Raw genomic sequence first — 17,719 nt, forward strand, 5'->3', positions numbered from 1 at the left:
CAACTTTAAATTGTAATCCGGCTTTTATTTTTTATTAAAATTTATAAATATTTAAAATAAATAAATTTCGGACGATAAATTCTGGCATCATCAAATAAATCGAAAAAGTTGGTGCTGTTTTCGTTATACGATAATAAAATATAACCATCACCTGCAGTAAATTGCGGATGGACAAATGCATTATATGTCCATGTTGCTCCACCTGTTTCAGGTGTTACATAAACAGTCTGGCGTTTTTTCCATGGTCCGGTTGCTGCTGTTGCTTCCCAGGTATAAATATTCGGACTAAATAAATCTTCCTGTGTAACCAGTCGATATTTTCCACCGGAATAAAATACTGCAAATTGTGCTGAAGTTTCAACAGGTAAACCACTTTGTTTTTCGAGGCGACCAACATTGGTAGCCGGTTCGGTAGTAACCCATGATGTGCCATTCCAAAATTCAGGAGCCGCAGTAATATTTGTTGACGGGTAACGGCTCACGTGGGCATATTTAGTTAAAAATGCCTGTTCAGCACCATACACATAAATATATCCGCCATCTTCCAAAATAGATGCGCCCCATAAAATATCATTGTTATTATAAACTGTAGTTCTGGAAGTTTCTGTAATAGTTGGCAAACTAAACGTAACTAAATCGGTGCGGACATAGGCAAAATCAAAACCATCAGGTCCTGTGCGAATAAAATACATCAAAAAAAACGTATAAATTTTCTCCAATCACGGTTCCATCTCCGGCCAATACCATTCATCTGATGGATTATCGGTATCAACCAAAGCTTGAGGTGCATCTATGGTATTACCGCAAAGGGTTGTCATAGTTGGTCCCTGCCTGCACCATAAATGTATTTCGAATAAGACTTGAACTTGGTCTGCTGTAATCGGCATAAACGGTATCTAAAAATGAATCGCCAAACATCCAAACGGTTCTGCCATCCGGTAAAGCCACTGAGTAAGTTGCGTCCCCACCGGTCCAACCATTGCCAAAACGATTGAATAAGGTATTGAATTTATTTGCCGATTTAGTGGAAACCCCTGCCAGCGCATATTCCGGATCATCGGGATTGTCTGTTAAATCCGAGTTATTACTTCTTTACAAGAGCTTATTATTAGTATAATAGCTAAAACAGGGATATAGGTAATTTTTAATAGCCTGAACATAGATTAATATTGTTTGTTTTAAATTGTTAAGAATAAAAATACATGATTTTACCTAATTGACCCGCATTTTTGCCTAAACTTCAATGCGTATGAAAAGTGTAAGAATTTGGTTGTGGACAGGCGTATTTATGGTTTTGATACAGGTGATGCTGGGTGGTATTACCCGACTGACAGAGTCAGGTTTGTCTATTACTGAATGGGATGTAGTAATGGGCAGTTTTCCGCCAACAAATGATGCTGCTTGGCAAAAAGAATTTGATCAGTATCAGTCATCTGCACAATTCGAAAAAATAAATAACGATTTTACGGTTGAGCAGTTTAAAAGTATTTTTTGGTGGGAATTTATTCATCGTTTATGGGCTCGGTTAATCGGCTTTGTTTTTTTATTTCCTTTTATATTTTTCGTTATTAAAAAACAATTTAATGGCAGTTGGATTCGCAAATTGCTGGTTATTTTTTTATTGGGCGGATTGCAGGGATTTGTAGGCTGGGTAATGGTTGCGAGCGGTTTGGATGGGGACCCGTGGGTAGATCCGAGTAAACTTACCATACATTTAATGCTTGCTTTAATTGTGTATATGTATCTGATTTGGCTTGCATTATCGTATCGTAAAAAAGCTATTATTACCGAACATCCTACAGCCCATAAAAATATTAAATGGGTATTAGCATTTATTTTAATTCAAATTGCTTTGGGTGGATTAATGGCAGGAACAGATGCCGGAAGGTTATATAATACTTACCCGCTTATGAATGGACAATTTATGCCTGATGGTACCTTTCATAATGTTTTTGGGGCAGATAAATTAGTTGCACTTACAACGGAAATAAATTTTTTGCATCGCACCTTTGCCCTAGTGGTGGCTATTTCAATATTATTGTTTTGGAAACAACAACGCAAATTCAGTTCACCAACTGTTCACCGGCTAAATAATTTATTATTAGGCGGATTGGTTTCTAATTTTTACTGGGTGTATTCACTTTACTCGGTTCAAGCGTTCATATTCCGGTGTTTTTAGGTGTGGCACATCAGTTAACAGCTTGTTTACTGTTGGGTGTTGCTGTGGCTATTCTATTTTATTCCAAAGCCAGAGCGGGATACAGCCCGAATTAATTACAGAATAATAACCTGAGCGTTCACTTCATGCGGCTATAAAAATCCGAACACCTATCTTTGCCTTAAAACATTCAACTGTGAAAGGAATTATTCTTGCAGGAGGATCAGGAACACGACTGCATCCCATTACCCTGGCTATCAGTAAACAATTGATGCCGATTTATGATAAACCCATGATTTATTACCCGCTGTCTACCCTTATGATGGCCGGAATTAAGGATATCTTGATTATTTCAACCCCTTACGACCTGCCGGGTTTCCAGCGTTTATTGGGCGATGGCTCGCGCATTGGTTGTAATTTTTCCTACAAGGAGCAACCTTCTCCGGATGGTTTGGCACAAGCTTTTACTTTGGGGGCTGATTTTATTGGCAATGACAAAGCGGCGCTGGTGCTTGGGGATAATATTTTTCACGGCGTGGGTATGGGAGAATTACTTACTGCTAACAACAACCCTGATGGCGGAATTATTTATGCTTACCATGTAAGTGACCCTGAGCGTTATGGGGTGGTAGATTTTGATGAGGCTGGAAATGTTTTAAGTATTGAAGAAAAGCCACAACAACCTAAATCGAATTATGCCGTTCCCGGATTATATTTTTATGATAATGATGTAGTTGATATTGCGAAAAATTTAAAACCTAGTCCCCGCGGCGAATATGAAATTACTGATGTAAACAAAGAATATTTAAATCGCGGTAAATTAAAAGTAAGTGTTTTGCCAAGAGGTACAGCATGGTTTGATACCGGCTTTCGATTCATTGATGGCAGCCAGCACTTTTATTCAATTAATAGAACAACGTCAGGGATTAAATATCGGATGTATTGAAGAAATTGCATTCCGCAAAAAATTCATTCAGGCAGAACAACTTGAAAAAAATTGCACAGCCATTAATGAAAAGCGGATATGGTCAATATTTAATGCGCTTAATAAAATAAATTTTTGTTTGAATTAACAATATAAATTATATATCAATTGTCATCACAAAAAACAATACTCTTAACCGGCGGCTGCGGATACATTGGCTCACATACAGCAATTGATCTGCTTCAGAAGGGATACAACGTGATATCAATAGATAATTTATCCCGTTCAAAACAATTTGTTCCCGAGCGAATTAAAAGTATAACCGGAAAAGATTTTATCAATTACCGTGTAGACTTACGCGATTTACCTAAAATAAGAACCTTAATTCATAACCATCCGAATATAGATGGCATTATACATTTTGCCGCGTTTAAATCGGTGGGCGAATCGATGTTAAAACCATTGATTTATTTTGATAATAATGTAAATTCAACCATAAATATTTTACGTATTGCTGAGGAATATAATATACCAAATTTTGTATTTTCTTCATCCTGCAGTGTATATGGTAATACTACTGAATTACCGGTAAGTGAATTTACGCCATTATCATCACCTGAATCGCCATACGGATGGTCGAAATTAGTTTCGGAACAAATGATTGCGGCGCATGCAAAAACATCTGAGATAAAATTTATTGCTTTGCGCTACTTCAACCCGGTTGGGGCACATGACAGTGGTAAAATCGGAGAAATTCCATTTGCTGAACCTGAAAATTTGGTTCCCAATATTACACAAACTGCTATTGGCAAAAAAGAACAGTTTATTGTAAACGGAAGTGATTACAATACCCAAGATGGCAGTTGTGTACGTGATTATGTGCATGTAATGGATATTGCTGAAGCGCATACGCTAGCTTTACAATTTCAAATGGAAGGCAAACAACATAAACCATTTGAAGTTTTTAATTTAGGCAGCGGCAATGGCGTTAGCGTACTGGAATTAATTCATTCATTTGAAAAAATGAGTCAGTCAAAACTCAACTACGTTTTAGGCCCACGTCGCGATGGTGATGTAATTTCCATATACGCAGATAATAAAAAGGCGATTGAAACACTACAGTGGAATGCCAAGCGCAACCTTGATGAAATGATGTTATCTGCATGGAATTGGGAGCAACAGTTGCAAAATGAGCAATTGTGATATATTTTTAGATTATGATGAGCGGATTGTTACTTTTTGATTTTGTGGAATTTTTTGGCCATACACCAACTGAGGCGGAATAATTGTTTTTAATCTTATTTTGATTGAAAGCATGTTAAGTGTTGATAATGCATTGGTTATGGGAACCATGGTAATGGATTTGCCTAAAAATCAGCGTGGTAAAGCATTACGATATGGTATTTTCGGAGCTTATTTTTTCCGAGGTACCGCCCTTTTACTTGCTGCCTGGTTAATGAAAATAGTTTGGTTAAAAGCGGTGGGGGGAATTTATTTATTATATTTGGCATTCGATTTTTTCAGAAGTAAATCTACTGTTTCAACTGAGGATGATACTTTAAATAAACAAACAAACTGGTTTTATAAAAATACCGTTGGTCGCATTGGAAATTTTTGGAGCACTGTGATATTGGTAAATATCATGGATCTAGCATTTTCTATTGATAATGTGTTTGCTGCTGTTGCATATACTGATAATATTTACCTTGTTTGTTTAGGTGTTTTATTGGAATATTAGCTATCCGGTTTGTGGCACAGGGCGTAATAAAACTTTTAGAAAAATTTACATTTTTAAATACTTCCGCTTTTTTAATTATTGCGTTATTAGGCGTAAAACTGGTACTGTCGTTTGCCTGTCACGAAATTGGCAGAGATACTGCTTTATGTAAATTTATGGAAAGTGAAAAAACAGATTTATATTTTTCAATAATGACAGTAGCAATTTTTATTGTTCCCGTTTTAACCAGTTGGTTATTTAATTTCCCAAAAAGAACAATAAGTTCAGAATCTAAGCAAACAGAAAATTAATCAGGCATACACAAAATTTCATTTTTCATGACAAAAAACAGATTGGTAGCATTCAGCGATGGTGTTATTGCAATTATTATCACCATTATGGTATTGGAATTAAAAATTCCGCATGACGCAAGCTGGCATGCATTAAGTGAATTAATACCTATAGCACTAAGTTATGTAATGAGTTTTATTAATATTGGCATTTACTGGGGTAATCATCACCATTTATTACATACTGCTAAACGTGTAAACAGTGGAATCATCTGGTCGAATTTAAATTTATTATTCTGGTTATCATTAATGCCATTTGCAACTGCGTGGATGGGCGAAAATGATTTTGCACCTAATACCGTTGCTGTTTATAGTGCGGTATTATTGCTTTGCGGGGCGAGTTATTATATTTTGCAAAAATGTATTATGGCTGATTACAAAGAGTCTTCACCATTAATTGATGCTTTGCAAAAACAAACATTAAAAGCGAATATTTCTACACTTAGTTATGCTATAGCAATTCCATTATCATATGTGCACACAGCAATAAGCGGTGCTTTAATTGTAATGGTAGCTTTGCTTTGGCTGATACCGGATAAAAATATTGAACGCGCTATTAAAGATTAATCAGGATACGGTTAGCTTATGCGAATATTGCGCGCTGCTAAATACGCCATCATATCTTTAAAATTATTTTCATCTTCACCAACAAACTCAGGTGTGCTTACACCTTTACGTGTGAATTTATTATCGAGAATTAAACGTGCTGCACCTGTGCAGGTATAACCTGTTGTGCGTGCCATTGATGAAGTTTTAGTGTTCACATCATAACGGTCGAGGAGGTCGTAAGTATATGTTTTGTTTACCATTTTCTTTACCGAAACGATAACACGCATTACGGTAAATTCATTTTCTTCATCACCTAATTTCCATTTTGGAAATAATAATTTTGCAGTAACATCTAAAGGACGAATTAAAGTTCCTTTTACCATAATTTCCTCCTTACTAAAAAATCCGATTTCGCGCATCACACGCATTAATTCAATATGACCGGATAACGTAAAGTGCGTTCAATCATATTTGGAATATGCGGCATAGTTTTTATTAATGAACGTAAACCATCAGAATTAAAAGATTCCAAAGTTCCTATTTCATTAAAGTCCATTAATTCCGGTTCGCTTAATGCAGGTTTAATCACAATTTTATTTTCCTTAACAAAACGAGCGGGTCTTGTATATTCTTCTAACACATCAATAGGTGAAAATGGAGCTTTATATTCATAAGGCCAGATACGCGCAGCAGGTAAACCACCAACGAGACAAATGAAATCAGAAACTTCCATACGTTTGTTGTGGTAGCCTAAAATAATATTGTCCATGCCCGGTGCAACACCAATATCCATTACAGCAGTAACATTATTTTTTTTCGCTAATTCGTCTAACACAAAAGGATCCTCATCAAAAAATGAAATATCGCTGGTATTTTTACCTGATTCAATTACTGTTTTAAATGTTTCGAATCCCATAAATCCCGGAACGGCGCCAATAACAAGGTCTTTATCGGCAATTAATGATTTAATTTTTCTTTATCACTTAAATCTGCCTGAATGGTTTCAATACCATAAGGTTTTAAACGGTTTAAATTTTCATCACTGATATCTGCAGAGGTAACGGCAAAATCTTTACTTAAATCAATAGCCATGGCACGACCAACCATACCTGCACCGAGAACGATAATTTTTTTCATAAGTATAAATTAATTCCGCAAAAATAAGCAACAAAAATTAACCTCTTCTTTTAGCGGCAATATTTGTTATAAATTACCGGAGTGCCTTTAATTAAACCGCGACAGGAAGGATGACCACAGCGGCACTGAAAAGGTTCCATGTTTTCGTCAAGAAAAGTTGTGTAATCGAGGGTAAGTTCTTCGCCAATTTGAATATCGCGCAAGGCGTTTACATTTAATCCATCGTAAGCTGTATTAGGCACGCAGCTGTGGTTTTGCGGCGCCCAGCCATTTGGGTCGTTATCCCACAATAAAAACACTTCGTTGCTGATGGGGTAGGCATAACGGCGAAAAACTTCCTTTGCTTCTTCCGACCAGTGTTTTTCAACATACTGTTTTGTTACAATACGCTGAGCTGATTCTTCACCGGGAAAAATAATTTCATCTTTATAAATAACTCTTGTAGCAAAAATACCATAACCCGCTTTTGAATTTCCCTGTAATTGAAATGCTTTATGTGTGCGACAGGAAGCGCAAATTCCTTCTTTAATTATGAGTTGTAAAAATCCTTTTGCCCTAATCCATCTTCGCGCAAAACATAATCTGCAGAACCTTCATAACCATCTTTATAAAAAACGGAACAGGTAAAATTAATTTCGAGAAAAAATAATTCGCCTTTATCGTTCATTCTAAAATCGAGGCGTGCATATCAACACCATTAAATCCTTCAAACATTTGCCGTGTTGCAGTATGCAGTTTTTTGTATCAGTGCAACATCGTTTACAGGAATATTTGCAGTAGGATGTAATTCAGAAGTTTTTAACGAATATGTTTTAAAAGAAAAATTTTTCCGGAAAAATATATTCTATTGGTTTAAATAAATATGGATTTGACGGTCGTAAGGATTAGCCGCAATCATTACGGTAAATTATCTTCCTGAAATATATTCTTCAACAAGTAAAGGTCCGTATTCTTCAATTATATTATTTACTTTATTGTGGAGCGATAACGTATCTTTTACCAGCGATTGATCATCTACCCCTAAACTATCGCCTGCTTTTGCCGGTTTAACGAACAATGGATAACTTAAATGTGCTGTTACGACATCCAGATTTTCATTTCCGAGATCAGCGCAAATGGCGGGGTTTTAACACCCACTGTAAATGCAACATATTTCATGAGGTCTTTAGTGGGGTCGTATAATAGTGAAGTTGGTCCTGTGAAAGGTAAACCCAATAATTCCATATAATAAATTACATCTACTGACGGAATTGTCCAGTCGGATAACCCTCACATAAATTGACGAAAATATCGAAGCCCTGTTTTTTAATTCGCGTAATTGTTTGTAGGTAGTTAATTTATTTAAAAAACGTGAACGAATTCTGCTTCAGGTAATAATGCTGATAAATCACGCGGAGGATCATAATATTGATAGTCGACATCAGAGGTTGAATAATCAGGCTGGAGCACGCATATTTTCAGGCCTTTTCCATTTTCGGTATTATTATATTATCAGCATTAATTTGCAACGTATCGTATTTATTAATTAATAAGCTTTAACTAAAGCGGGCACTTTTCGTTTTCTGTTTTTTTTCATCCATCTCAATGTGGCATCATTAATTATTTCAACAACCATTTGTGCAAACGATTTATTGCTATAACGTAAAATTGCTCCAATAGAAGTATAATTTTCATCTTCACTTAAACCACATTGCGCATTTACTTCCAAAACTGCTATTCTACCTGTAAATTTATCCATACGTAAATCAACGCGGGTATAACCTTTACCGCCATTGGACACATAAGCATCCCAACTAATTTTTTTATTTTCCGGTTAAATTTTGTGGTGCAGCAGCGTATTGATAAAAATTTCCGTTATCAGGCATCGGTGTTTCATCTTCATAAATTTCCATAAGCGGTCGAAGGATAAAAAATTTTTCATTATCCGGTAAGGCTTCATGAAAAATACGTTCAACCGGTTCATACACCTCATATTTTTTGTTGGTCAGATGAACCTACCAGCATTGCTGTAAATTCCGGACCATTAATGAACTCTTCCACCACAATTCCGCCGCTTGATAATTGCCAGCCGCGATATCCATTAAACATTTTATGAATTTGTTCTTTTAACTCAGCTTCATTGTTGACCACATTTTTAATACAAACACCCATGCTGCCACCTGAAACGGCAGGTTTAACAATAAGTGGTGCACCTAAACGTTCGAAAATTCCTGAAATATCCTGGTCAGGAGTTAAGATGGCTTCCCATTTTGCGGTTGGGACGCCGGCTAAATCGAAAGCTTCCTTCATGGTGATTTTGGAAGTGGTGATATTATAGAAATACGCATCTGCGCCGGTATAAATCAGTCCTTTTGCATCCAGTAAGTTAACAACTGATACACCTGGTGTTCCGTTAACTTCATCGCCATCGCATATATTAAATACAATAGGAAAGTTTACGCCGGTATTGCGTTCAATTACAATTTGGTCGATTACCTGCTTATACGATTGCATGGTAACGGTTGCCAAACCCAGTTAACTCAAAGTTGCTCGAATGTTTTAGTGTATTCTGCAATACTTTGAGAAAAATCCATACTTTAAGATGAGTTAGCGGGATGGACTCGTTAAGTTTAAAGGGAGTTTCTGAATGCGAGCCGTGTTCAGTGGTTAATTGCATGCGGTCGGGATGCTATGTTTTGGTTAATGTATTGTAAAAATAGTAATAAGCTGCACATGTGCAAGTGATAAGATGTGCAAATGTGTTAGGCAATACCTGAAGAGGGTTCAGATGATATAAAAACGGAACCATTCGGGGGTGAAAAAAGTCGGCTCACACCTTATTGTAACATTTACAATAAGTTAACACTAACAGCTCGTTATAGCACACAATATTTAGGTTACCTTTACGTCTTTAATAAAAAATCACATTATGCAAACCATTTTAGGAGCCGGTGGAACTATCGGTAAAGATTTAGCAAAGGAGCTAATAAATTATACATCTGAAATACGATTGGTAAGTAGAAATCCTAAAAAAGTAAATGATACGGATATTCTGCATCCGGCAGATTTAAGTGATGCAAAACAAATTGAAGGCGCAATTGCAGGAAGTGAAGTAGTTTATGTAGTAGTTGGTTTTGAATACACATTAAAAGTATGGCAAACACAATGGCCCACATTAATGCGAAATGTAATTGATTCATGTGCAAAACATAATTGTAAACTAGTATTTTTGATAACGTTTATAGTTATGATAAAGGTGAAATACCACACATGACAGAAAATTCAAAATTAAATCCACCGAAAAAAGGTGTTGTGCGGAAGCAATTAGTGGATATGATTTGGGATGCAGTAAATCAAAATAAAATACAAGCAATTATTGCAAGATCAGCAGATTTTTATGGCCCTGGTAATGATAAAAGTATGTTGATTTCTACTGTTGCAAATAATTTTAAGAAAGGTAAAACTGCAAATTATTTTGGTGGTACACAATACATCCACACTTACACCTTTACACCAGATGCAGCAAAGGCTACAGCCATTTTGGGCAATACTGCAGATGCTTATAATCAAACATGGCATGTACCAACAACAAATGAAAAAATTACCGGAAAGCAATGGATTGAATTATTTGCAAAGAGATGCATGTAAAGCCAAAAGCAATGTTGATTCCCGTATGGATGATGAAAATAATAGGCTTGTTTGTTCCGGTTTTAAAAGAATTTCCGGAGATGATGTATCAATATAAACAAGATTATTATTTCGACAGCAGCAAATTTGAAAAACGATTTGGCATTAAAGCAACATCGCCGGAAGAGGGTGTAAGATTAACGGTGGAAAGTTTGAAATAAATGCGGGGCCTTCCATTTATTTTGACACAAGTTTAATTTAGTTATTTATTGCAATGGTTTTGTTAATTGAAACAGATTCATTTGCCAAGTTAACAATGTAAATACCTGTTGGCAGATCAAGCTGTAAAATATTTTCTGAGCCTTGTATCATATTTAAATATACAAGTTCACCGGTAATGGTAAAAACTTTTAAATTGTATTCCTTGTTGATATTTTCGTCGATTTGAATATTCAGATTATTTCCATACGAAAAAATTTCAATCGTTTCTTCGTTATTTTCAAGTTCATTTTCTAGTTTACAGCTATTTGTTGAAAATGTTTGTATTGGGCAATAGGTAAGTGCTTCCATCAGTGCATAAATGCTTCTTATTCTCCATTCATAATTTATCTTAAGTTAACCCCACAACTTTCCGAAATGTTTTTTCACCTGCAATAGTTTTGGTCGTCCACATTTCAGTGCGGATTTTCGATATTGTAATTCAAAATAATCGGAAGGCGTTGTAAACCACCTTAATTTAGCGGTGGTTCCGGTTATTGCTACTTCGCCATTTGGCAATGGGGGATTACAATCAGGGATATCGCCAATAACAATTGGTTCATTAGCAATTTCAGAATAACCATAGGAATCTATCAAAATATATGCACCATTTGATTTTAGTCTAACCCACCCGTAATGTGGTTCACCGCTTATTTTTAGCTCAAATCCAACATAATGAAAGCTATAATCATTCCATGGGCCGTGCCACGAAGCAATGGAACTACCATCGTTGACATAAAGGCTGCCAAATGGAAGCATCATATTTGTTAAACTATCTGAGCCATCTAATGTGTCACCTACATTTAATTGTTCAGCAAATTGTTGATTGATAATATTCCATCCATAAAAAGACTCCCATGAAGAACTAATAAATACAACTTTGTTATCTCCTAATCCATCAACATCTGCTTCTATACCACCTATACAATAATAACAGGGGTCCCAGGTTGTATCTTTAAATAATAGATCATTTGTCCCATCTAAATTAACATCTAAATAATAGGTTACTGTTTCATCACATTCAAAACAATAAGCATCAATCATTTGATCGGGTACATATCGAAATAAATTGTTTGGCCATCAACTTTTTGCCCCTAATAAATATGTTCCAGCCATAGCGGAATAGGCTAAAAGCTGAAGATTAGATTTTCGTTGCATATTCAAAAGTCCATCTAATCAAAATAAATAAAACCTGTATTTAGTGGAATGACAATATTACGGTGTGAAATGCCTTTATAACTTAGTAAAATGAATTTTATATGCGGGAATAATCGATTACTTTAGATAACTAGTAAAATGTGTACCTGAAATTTATTTTTTGTATATAACTTTAAAAAGTAATTTGTGCCTGAATATAAAGGCGATCATCATGACCACCTGGCACATCAGTTACATTTCCTCTGAATAAATAATTTGCTAAGAACCGTATTTTATCTTTAGGCATACCATAATAAGCGCCAATGGTTAATACTTTCCATTCGTCTTCAGCACTATCGTAACGAATTAAAGGACCTGTGTTCCATTTTGTTTTTAATGCGAGTTGTGCCTGATAACCGATGGGTTCACCATAAATGGTATCTTGCACTTTGTCGATTCCTTTAGCAAATTCGCCAGCAAAAAAGCAATATTTTGAATCAAGCTGAATATCGGTGCCCAGGCGCCAAATGTCTGCATAAATATCGTCAGTTGGTGTGTAAATTGAATCATTTAAATAACGGAGTCCGCCAAACGCAAATGACCCGCCGATTTTTATTTTTAAATCATCCTGCTTATACTGCAAACCTAGTCTACCCCAACAAACCATTTTTGTATTAAAGTCAAAGGGCCCGGCAACATTCATTCTGGTTCCATTTGTGAGTGTTATGGCATTTTCGACGCGTAAATGTTCTGAAATAGCGATATGACCTAATAAACCGATTCCCACATCGCGTAAATTTTCACCTCTGCAAACCGCATCTGACATTTCTGCTCTGTTTACAGTATAGAGTTGAGTAATTGAAGTGGTGTTTTCCCAGCCAAATTGTGTTTTTTGTTGCCCGATTCTAATGTGTTGGTTTTTATATAATCTAACTCTAAATATGCATCTCGTAACATGCCACCAACTTCCGGTGCTCGTGGATCTATCATTAGTTGATAGCCTACATTTTTATTTATTTTACCACTTGCAATTAAGCGAGCGCGTAATACTCTGAATCCGTCGGGATCTCTTATTGTGTCGCCATTTGTATTAAACTCGTTCAAATAATGAACTTGTACTACACCTTCAATTTTGGGCAAATACTTTTTCTTTTAAAGAATCCGGTGATTGTTGAGCAATGGCATTAAAATAAATGCAGATAAATAGACATATCAACGTTGCTTTCATATACTTTAAATTTTAAGTTAAAGCAAAGTAAATTGCCGAAATTGGACGAATTCTATTGTAATTCTGTAGTAATTCTGAAGAAAGAAGTTTAGCTATGACTAACTATGAAAATGTAGTTACCATTTTCGTAATTGCCTGAAATTGATAAACCAGAAACCTTACAAATATCGCTAACAATGGCAAGCCCTAAGCCGGGGGAAGCGGAGGTTTCATTCGCTTTTATGAATCGTTTAAAAAAATTACTTACTTCTGTTTCCGGAGCTAAGCCGGGGTTTGAAAAAATAATTTTATTTATTTTGATGCTAATACTTAATTTACCCAAGTTGGTTTTGTGTTTAAAGCTGTTTTCAAGTAAATTTTTTATCAACACTTCAGCCAGGTGCAAGTTCATTTCATGTGTAAAAAATCCATCTTCCTGATATTCAATTATAAATTCATCGCCGAATATTTCTGTGTAAATGTTTACCTGATTTGCAATAACTGAATTAAAATTTATGCGTGTTAGTTCTTTAAATTGATTGTTGTCGATCTTCGCTAACAACAATAATGCCTCTACGATATGCGACATTCTGTTTGACGTGAGGTAAATTTTTTCAATATGACCGGCAACCGCTTCGTCTAAATTTGATTGCATTAAAAGTTCAGTATTATTTCGAATAATACTTAAAGGTGTTTGCAACTCATGAGAAGCATTTTCAGTAAATTTTTTTAAGGTGGAGAAATCTTTATTAATCTGCTCGGTCAGGTTATTCAAAACAATATTTAATTCATTAAATTCTTCAATAGAAGAGGGTTTTAAACCTAATTGATTGCCGTTTTTCAGGGTGAACGACTTCACAGTTTCAAGATTCTTATAAAAGACAGCCCATATTTTTTTATGTGAACGTTTGTTCAAAAAGTATAATATGCCAAAAATTAAGAAAAGGAACCCACTGAATGATTTTACCACAGCCCAAAAAACGTCAATGTTTTCAATAGTTTTACTTCTACAGGTTATAGCATAGTTATCACCATTAATTGATTTGTATAATGTAAATTCAGTGAATTGTGTTTGTTCGCCTTCGATTTCATCATAAATAATGGTATCATTAATGCTATATTCTACATTTGGTAATTCTTTTATTTTCTTTATTTCAGAAACGGGTGGTTGAGGATAAACAGTATCTTCATTTAAAATTTGTTTTTCAATTCTCAAGCAATTTACTGCTAAAGTATCTGTTGTTTCTTCGTGAATTATTGCTGTAATTAAAAAATACAAGCTTACACCTGCGATAAGTGATACGGCAGTTGCAGCTAAAATAAAATCTCTATTTGTTTTCTTAAGTAATTTCAATGGTCAGTAAATTTATATCCAAAACCATAAATTGTTTTAATGTAATCGTTGCAGCCAAGTTGAAGCATTTTTTTTCTTAAGTTTTTTATATGGGTATAAACAAAATCAAAACTTGGCATGTTTTCCATAAAATCGCCCCACAAATGCTCGGCTATGGCCTCTTTACTTAGAACACGGTGTTGGTTTTGAACTAAATAAAATAACAATTCATATTCTTTTTTTGTTAATATGATTTGGTCGTTATTGATGTAGGCTTCAGCGTGTTCTACATTTATAGACAGCTCATGGAATGTTATTATTTCAGTGTTATTACTTGTTTTGCGTCGTATTAAAGCATGTATGCGCGATCTCAGTTCCGCTAAATGAAAGGGTTTGGTTAAATAGTCATCAGCTCCTAAATCCAAACCCAACAGTTTATCTTCCAGTGCGTTTTTTGCACTGATAATTATAAGACCGGCTTCTGACTTATTATCTTTTAATTGCCGGAGTAAAGATAAACCGGAGCCACCGGGTAGGGTGATATCTAAAATTATGATATCATAGGTAAACATTAATAGTTTATCAGAAGCTGATAGATATGTATCAGCTCATTCGCGAATAAAGTGATCTTTAACAAGATAACTAAGTCTAGCATTCCTTATATCAGTCTCATCTTCTATAATTAATACTTTCATGATAAATACAAAATTGATGTGGAATTCTGTTTTAAATTTGAAGATTGGGGTTTAACAATACAAGATAACAAGATGTTTTATAAAATCCTATTCAACACTAATAAATTACCTGAAAGTATAGCCGCTGCTTAAACTGATTTGTTCTTAGTAGAACTAAGAAATTTCAAGCAATCATTTTCGTTGTTTATTTATAAACTTTAACAATCTAATATTCAGGTGTTTGGATTCCTAATTGTTATTCAATATCCGTATTCAGCTTGTATCTGCACACGCGATGATTGCCCTGGTCAACCACATAAACCGTTTCGCGCAAATAGGCAACACCGGAAGGATTAATAAAATTAAATGGTCCGCTGCCTTCACCACCAAAAGACGCAATTATTTGTTTGGTAGTTGAAGAACCGGCAGGAGGATTTACACCTTCGTATCCTTTTCGGGTAAATTGATATAAAGAGTCTGTGCCAGCGTCTACAACAAAAATATATCCTGTAAAATCAGGAGCAATATAAACATCAGTAGGATTGATAAAACGATTTGGTTCGTATAAAAAGCGATCTGCTTTTGTATAATCAAATACAGTTAGTGCTGCATTTTCGCCATATGTAATTCCACTTTCCGGGTCGCTGAATTGTGCAATCCACAAACATTTATATTGTGCTGACGGATTGGTTAGTGTTATTAAAAATTCGGGTGAGGATGAAATTCCGGATAAACTTTGAGGTGGTGCGGCAAATGTTGCAATTGCGCTTATATCCCATACCGAACGCAAATTGCTGGTAACAGGAGACAGTCCATTTGCATAACCGATATAACAGCCATTTTCATCGTAAAATAAAACTGCATTATCGGTTCTTGCAATTCCGGCAATATCGTTATTAGGTCCTTTTCTTGTAATATAAACGGTATTATCTGCTAAGGTGGTTACGCCGGTAAATTCAACGGCTTCATCTTCAGCGCCACGGAAAGATGTTACATTGCGGCTTACATCACAAAAGGGATGAATTAAGGTATCAATAATTTCGAGATTGCCGTTTGCGGTTCCTGTTAAATGATAAACGGCAGCTAAATTTTCTAAAATGCCATCACCATCCACATCAATATTTACCCTGCCGGTAACATAAGTATGTAGTCTTCGGTCTTGTGTAATATCTGTGGCGCCGGGAATGGCAATTGTATTATAAATAACACCTGTCTGGTCCAAAACTTTTATGCCTTCAGCATCAACCACATAAATCATTTCATCATAACCACAATAAATATCAGTCGGCTCAATAAAATCGTCCCAAAAAGGAAGAATAGGAACATAACCGGCTTCATTTTGAATAATATCGGGATCAATTGCCCCTTCTTCAAATATTTCGTCAACAGTTGCATCTTCTCTGCTGCCAAATAAAAAATCGCAACCCGACAATATTATTATTGCACTTATTAAAACAGTATATATAAAACGCGAATACATTTATTGTCGTTGTGTGTTTGATTTATTTGATTTATTCGGCAGCGTGTATGCAATACCAATTTTATTAATCATGCCCAGATTATCGAGATAATTAAAACCGTAATCTAATTTTATTTGACCAAATCGGCGATTAAAATAAGTCCCGAAACCGAAAGCCGGAAAAGCACCATTGTCGGTAGCAAAAGTATAACCTGTGCGTGCGTAAAATATTTTTTTCCAACCATATTCCAAACCGATACTATATGTTTCATTATTATCGGTTGGGTGATTTAATTGTAAGGCAGCAGTTAAAATATGTTTATCATTTTTAATAGCATCCCATGCAAACCCTAAACGAAAAACGGTGGGAACTGCAATTTCGGTAAATTCATTAATTGTTGCTGAATCGTATAAGTTTAACACTGCAATTTCGCCGCGCGGCTGGGTATTAAATCCAAAATTTGTAATTGCAACAGCGAATCGTGTGTTTTGAATTCCGATATCATATTGAAAACCGAAATCAAAAATTAAATTCTGGTTGTGGACTGATGCTAAATCTTCGCGGATATATTTTGCAGTGACGCCAAAGCTGAACTGGTCGGTTAGCTCTCTGGCCAATGAAAGGCCAATTCCCAAATCGGTAGCTCTAAAAGTTTGGCCGGTACCGAAAGGTAAAAATTCGGTGGTAACATCCATTTCACCGGCGTCAAAATACTGGAGGCTGACACCTACGAGGGTATTATCGTCGATTCTATAGGTAATTCCGGCAAAATTTAGGCTGGTTCCTGCCGCAAAATCGGTGTAGTCAACGGCAAAATTAAATTTATTGCTGTCTAATTGCGTTAATCCTGCCGGATTCCAATACAATGATGATACATCATCTACCACGGCTAAAAAGCTTTCACTCATAGCCGCAGAGCGCCCATCAGGAGCAATTTTCAGGAATTGCCAGCCGGTAGTGGCAGTGCGCGAGTCGCCATAAGCAGGCAGAATTTGTGCCTGAGCAAAATTTGCTAATAAAAACAATCCCATAAATAGGAGGCTGCGCATGCAGCAAAGATAAATTAAGATTTGAAGAAATGGAGGGGATGAATAAGGAGCTTAGGGAAAGGTAAGAATATTTTATAAAATAGGCAAAAAAGTTTTTAGTGCTTAAGAAAAATTGTGAATGATTTTGACAAAATTTGACTTTTTAGGCGAAAAAAGCCC

At 35.6% G+C, this 17,719-nt stretch carries 17 protein-coding genes and 6 pseudogenes; 6 read left to right on the top strand and 17 right to left on the bottom strand.

What is annotated here, in order from left to right; translation table 11 throughout:
• Positions 1 to 41: 41 nt before the first annotated feature.
• Positions 42 to 695, bottom strand: a complete 654-nt coding sequence (locus IPI65_01740) for a hypothetical protein (GenBank protein MBK7440279.1) — start codon at positions 693 to 695, stop codon at positions 42 to 44.
• Between the two features lie 103 nt (positions 696 to 798).
• Entirely contained in the window at positions 799 to 1,041 is a 243-nt protein-coding gene (locus IPI65_01745) for a DUF5005 domain-containing protein (protein ID MBK7440280.1), read from the bottom strand.
• A 208-nt stretch (positions 1,042 to 1,249) separates the two neighbouring features.
• On the opposite strand from IPI65_01745, the gene IPI65_01750 reads away from it, so the two are divergent.
• The 5 genes and pseudogenes from IPI65_01750 (at position 1,250) to IPI65_01770 (ending at position 5,717) form a co-directional block, all read left to right on the top strand.
• Entirely contained in the window at positions 1,250 to 2,179 is a 930-nt protein-coding gene (locus IPI65_01750) for a COX15/CtaA family protein (protein MBK7440281.1), read from the top strand.
• Between the two features lie 175 nt (positions 2,180 to 2,354).
• Positions 2,355 to 3,214, top strand: a pseudogene (rfbA, locus tag IPI65_01755) (glucose-1-phosphate thymidylyltransferase RfbA).
• A 37-nt stretch (positions 3,215 to 3,251) separates the two neighbouring features.
• Positions 3,252 to 4,286, top strand: coding sequence for a UDP-glucose 4-epimerase GalE (gene galE, locus IPI65_01760; GenBank protein MBK7440282.1), 1,035 nt, complete (start codon positions 3,252 to 3,254; stop codon positions 4,284 to 4,286).
• Between the two features lie 17 nt (positions 4,287 to 4,303).
• Positions 4,304 to 5,111: pseudogene (locus tag IPI65_01765) on the top strand (DUF475 domain-containing protein).
• A gap of 27 nt (positions 5,112 to 5,138) precedes the next feature.
• Positions 5,139 to 5,717: a DUF1211 domain-containing protein gene (locus IPI65_01770; protein ID MBK7440283.1), complete on the top strand. Its 579-nt coding sequence runs from the start codon at positions 5,139 to 5,141 to the stop codon at positions 5,715 to 5,717.
• Between the two features lie 11 nt (positions 5,718 to 5,728).
• Here the strand turns inward: IPI65_01770 and IPI65_01775 are convergent.
• The 8 genes and pseudogenes from IPI65_01775 to IPI65_01810 all read right to left on the bottom strand — a co-directional run bounded on the left by IPI65_01775 (position 5,729) and on the right by IPI65_01810 (position 9,329).
• Positions 5,729 to 6,836, bottom strand: a pseudogene (locus IPI65_01775) (saccharopine dehydrogenase NADP-binding domain-containing protein).
• A 50-nt stretch (positions 6,837 to 6,886) separates the two neighbouring features.
• On the bottom strand, positions 6,887 to 7,078 hold the full coding sequence (locus IPI65_01780) for a hypothetical protein (protein ID MBK7440284.1): 192 nt from the start codon (positions 7,076 to 7,078) through the stop codon (positions 6,887 to 6,889).
• A gap of 287 nt (positions 7,079 to 7,365) precedes the next feature.
• Positions 7,366 to 7,503: a hypothetical protein gene (locus IPI65_01785; protein ID MBK7440285.1), complete on the bottom strand. Its 138-nt coding sequence runs from the start codon at positions 7,501 to 7,503 to the stop codon at positions 7,366 to 7,368.
• Positions 7,504 to 7,743: 240 nt separating this feature from the next.
• Positions 7,744 to 7,893, bottom strand: coding sequence for a hypothetical protein (locus IPI65_01790; protein MBK7440286.1), 150 nt, complete (start codon positions 7,891 to 7,893; stop codon positions 7,744 to 7,746).
• A gap of 20 nt (positions 7,894 to 7,913) precedes the next feature.
• On the bottom strand, positions 7,914 to 8,060 hold the full coding sequence (locus tag IPI65_01795; GenBank protein ID MBK7440287.1) for a hypothetical protein: 147 nt from the start codon (positions 8,058 to 8,060) through the stop codon (positions 7,914 to 7,916).
• A 301-nt stretch (positions 8,061 to 8,361) separates the two neighbouring features.
• On the bottom strand, positions 8,362 to 8,574 hold the full coding sequence (locus IPI65_01800) for a hypothetical protein (protein MBK7440288.1): 213 nt from the start codon (positions 8,572 to 8,574) through the stop codon (positions 8,362 to 8,364).
• A gap of 64 nt (positions 8,575 to 8,638) precedes the next feature.
• On the bottom strand, positions 8,639 to 8,803 hold the full coding sequence (locus IPI65_01805) for a hypothetical protein (protein MBK7440289.1): 165 nt from the start codon (positions 8,801 to 8,803) through the stop codon (positions 8,639 to 8,641).
• A 1-nt stretch (position 8,804) separates the two neighbouring features.
• Positions 8,805 to 9,329, bottom strand: a complete 525-nt coding sequence (locus tag IPI65_01810) for an ATP-grasp domain-containing protein (GenBank protein ID MBK7440290.1) — start codon at positions 9,327 to 9,329, stop codon at positions 8,805 to 8,807.
• 415 nt (positions 9,330 to 9,744) lie between these two features.
• On the opposite strand from IPI65_01810, the pseudogene IPI65_01815 reads away from it, so the two are divergent.
• Positions 9,745 to 10,663, top strand: a pseudogene (locus tag IPI65_01815) (NAD-dependent epimerase/dehydratase family protein).
• 37 nt (positions 10,664 to 10,700) lie between these two features.
• Here the strand turns inward: IPI65_01815 and IPI65_01820 are convergent.
• The 7 genes and pseudogenes from IPI65_01820 to IPI65_01850 all read right to left on the bottom strand — a co-directional run bounded on the left by IPI65_01820 (position 10,701) and on the right by IPI65_01850 (position 17,560).
• Positions 10,701 to 11,012, bottom strand: coding sequence for a T9SS type A sorting domain-containing protein (locus tag IPI65_01820; GenBank protein ID MBK7440291.1), 312 nt, complete (start codon positions 11,010 to 11,012; stop codon positions 10,701 to 10,703).
• A gap of 45 nt (positions 11,013 to 11,057) precedes the next feature.
• On the bottom strand, positions 11,058 to 11,744 hold the full coding sequence (locus tag IPI65_01825; protein MBK7440292.1) for a hypothetical protein: 687 nt from the start codon (positions 11,742 to 11,744) through the stop codon (positions 11,058 to 11,060).
• A 286-nt stretch (positions 11,745 to 12,030) separates the two neighbouring features.
• A pseudogene (locus IPI65_01830) lies at positions 12,031 to 12,834 on the bottom strand (hypothetical protein).
• A 319-nt stretch (positions 12,835 to 13,153) separates the two neighbouring features.
• Entirely contained in the window at positions 13,154 to 14,398 is a 1,245-nt protein-coding gene (locus tag IPI65_01835; GenBank protein MBK7440293.1) for a HAMP domain-containing histidine kinase, read from the bottom strand.
• A pseudogene (locus tag IPI65_01840) lies at positions 14,395 to 15,072 on the bottom strand (response regulator transcription factor). Before IPI65_01840 ends, IPI65_01835 begins: the two are co-directional and overlap by 4 nt.
• A gap of 235 nt (positions 15,073 to 15,307) precedes the next feature.
• Positions 15,308 to 16,531: a hypothetical protein gene (locus tag IPI65_01845; protein ID MBK7440294.1), complete on the bottom strand. Its 1,224-nt coding sequence runs from the start codon at positions 16,529 to 16,531 to the stop codon at positions 15,308 to 15,310.
• Positions 16,532 to 17,560, bottom strand: coding sequence for a PorV/PorQ family protein (locus IPI65_01850; protein ID MBK7440295.1), 1,029 nt, complete (start codon positions 17,558 to 17,560; stop codon positions 16,532 to 16,534).
• Positions 17,561 to 17,719: the final 159 nt, after the last annotated feature.

Source organism: Bacteroidota bacterium (assembly GCA_016706255.1).
GTDB lineage: Bacteria > Bacteroidota > Bacteroidia > Chitinophagales > BACL12 > UBA7236.

Coding starts and splice junctions, on each gene's coding strand:
- IPI65_01750 (MBK7440281.1), top strand. CDS start 1,250: ATGAAAAGTGTAAGAATTTGGTTGTGGACAGGCGTATTTATGGTTTTG.
- IPI65_01770 (MBK7440283.1), top strand. CDS start 5,139: ATGACAAAAAACAGATTGGTAGCATTCAGCGATGGTGTTATTGCAATT.
- IPI65_01785 (MBK7440285.1), bottom strand. CDS start 7,503: ATGAACGATAAAGGCGAATTATTTTTTCTCGAAATTAATTTTACCTGT.
- IPI65_01795 (MBK7440287.1), bottom strand. CDS start 8,060: ATGGAATTATTGGGTTTACCTTTCACAGGACCAACTTCACTATTATAC.
- IPI65_01800 (MBK7440288.1), bottom strand. CDS start 8,574: ATGGATAAATTTACAGGTAGAATAGCAGTTTTGGAAGTAAATGCGCAA.
- IPI65_01810 (MBK7440290.1), bottom strand. CDS start 9,329: ATGCAATCGTATAAGCAGGTAATCGACCAAATTGTAATTGAACGCAAT.
- IPI65_01820 (MBK7440291.1), bottom strand. CDS start 11,012: ATGGAAGCACTTACCTATTGCCCAATACAAACATTTTCAACAAATAGC.
- IPI65_01825 (MBK7440292.1), bottom strand. CDS start 11,744: ATGATTGATGCTTATTGTTTTGAATGTGATGAAACAGTAACCTATTAT.
- IPI65_01845 (MBK7440294.1), bottom strand. CDS start 16,531: ATGTATTCGCGTTTTATATATACTGTTTTAATAAGTGCAATAATAATA.
- IPI65_01850 (MBK7440295.1), bottom strand. CDS start 17,560: ATGCGCAGCCTCCTATTTATGGGATTGTTTTTATTAGCAAATTTTGCT.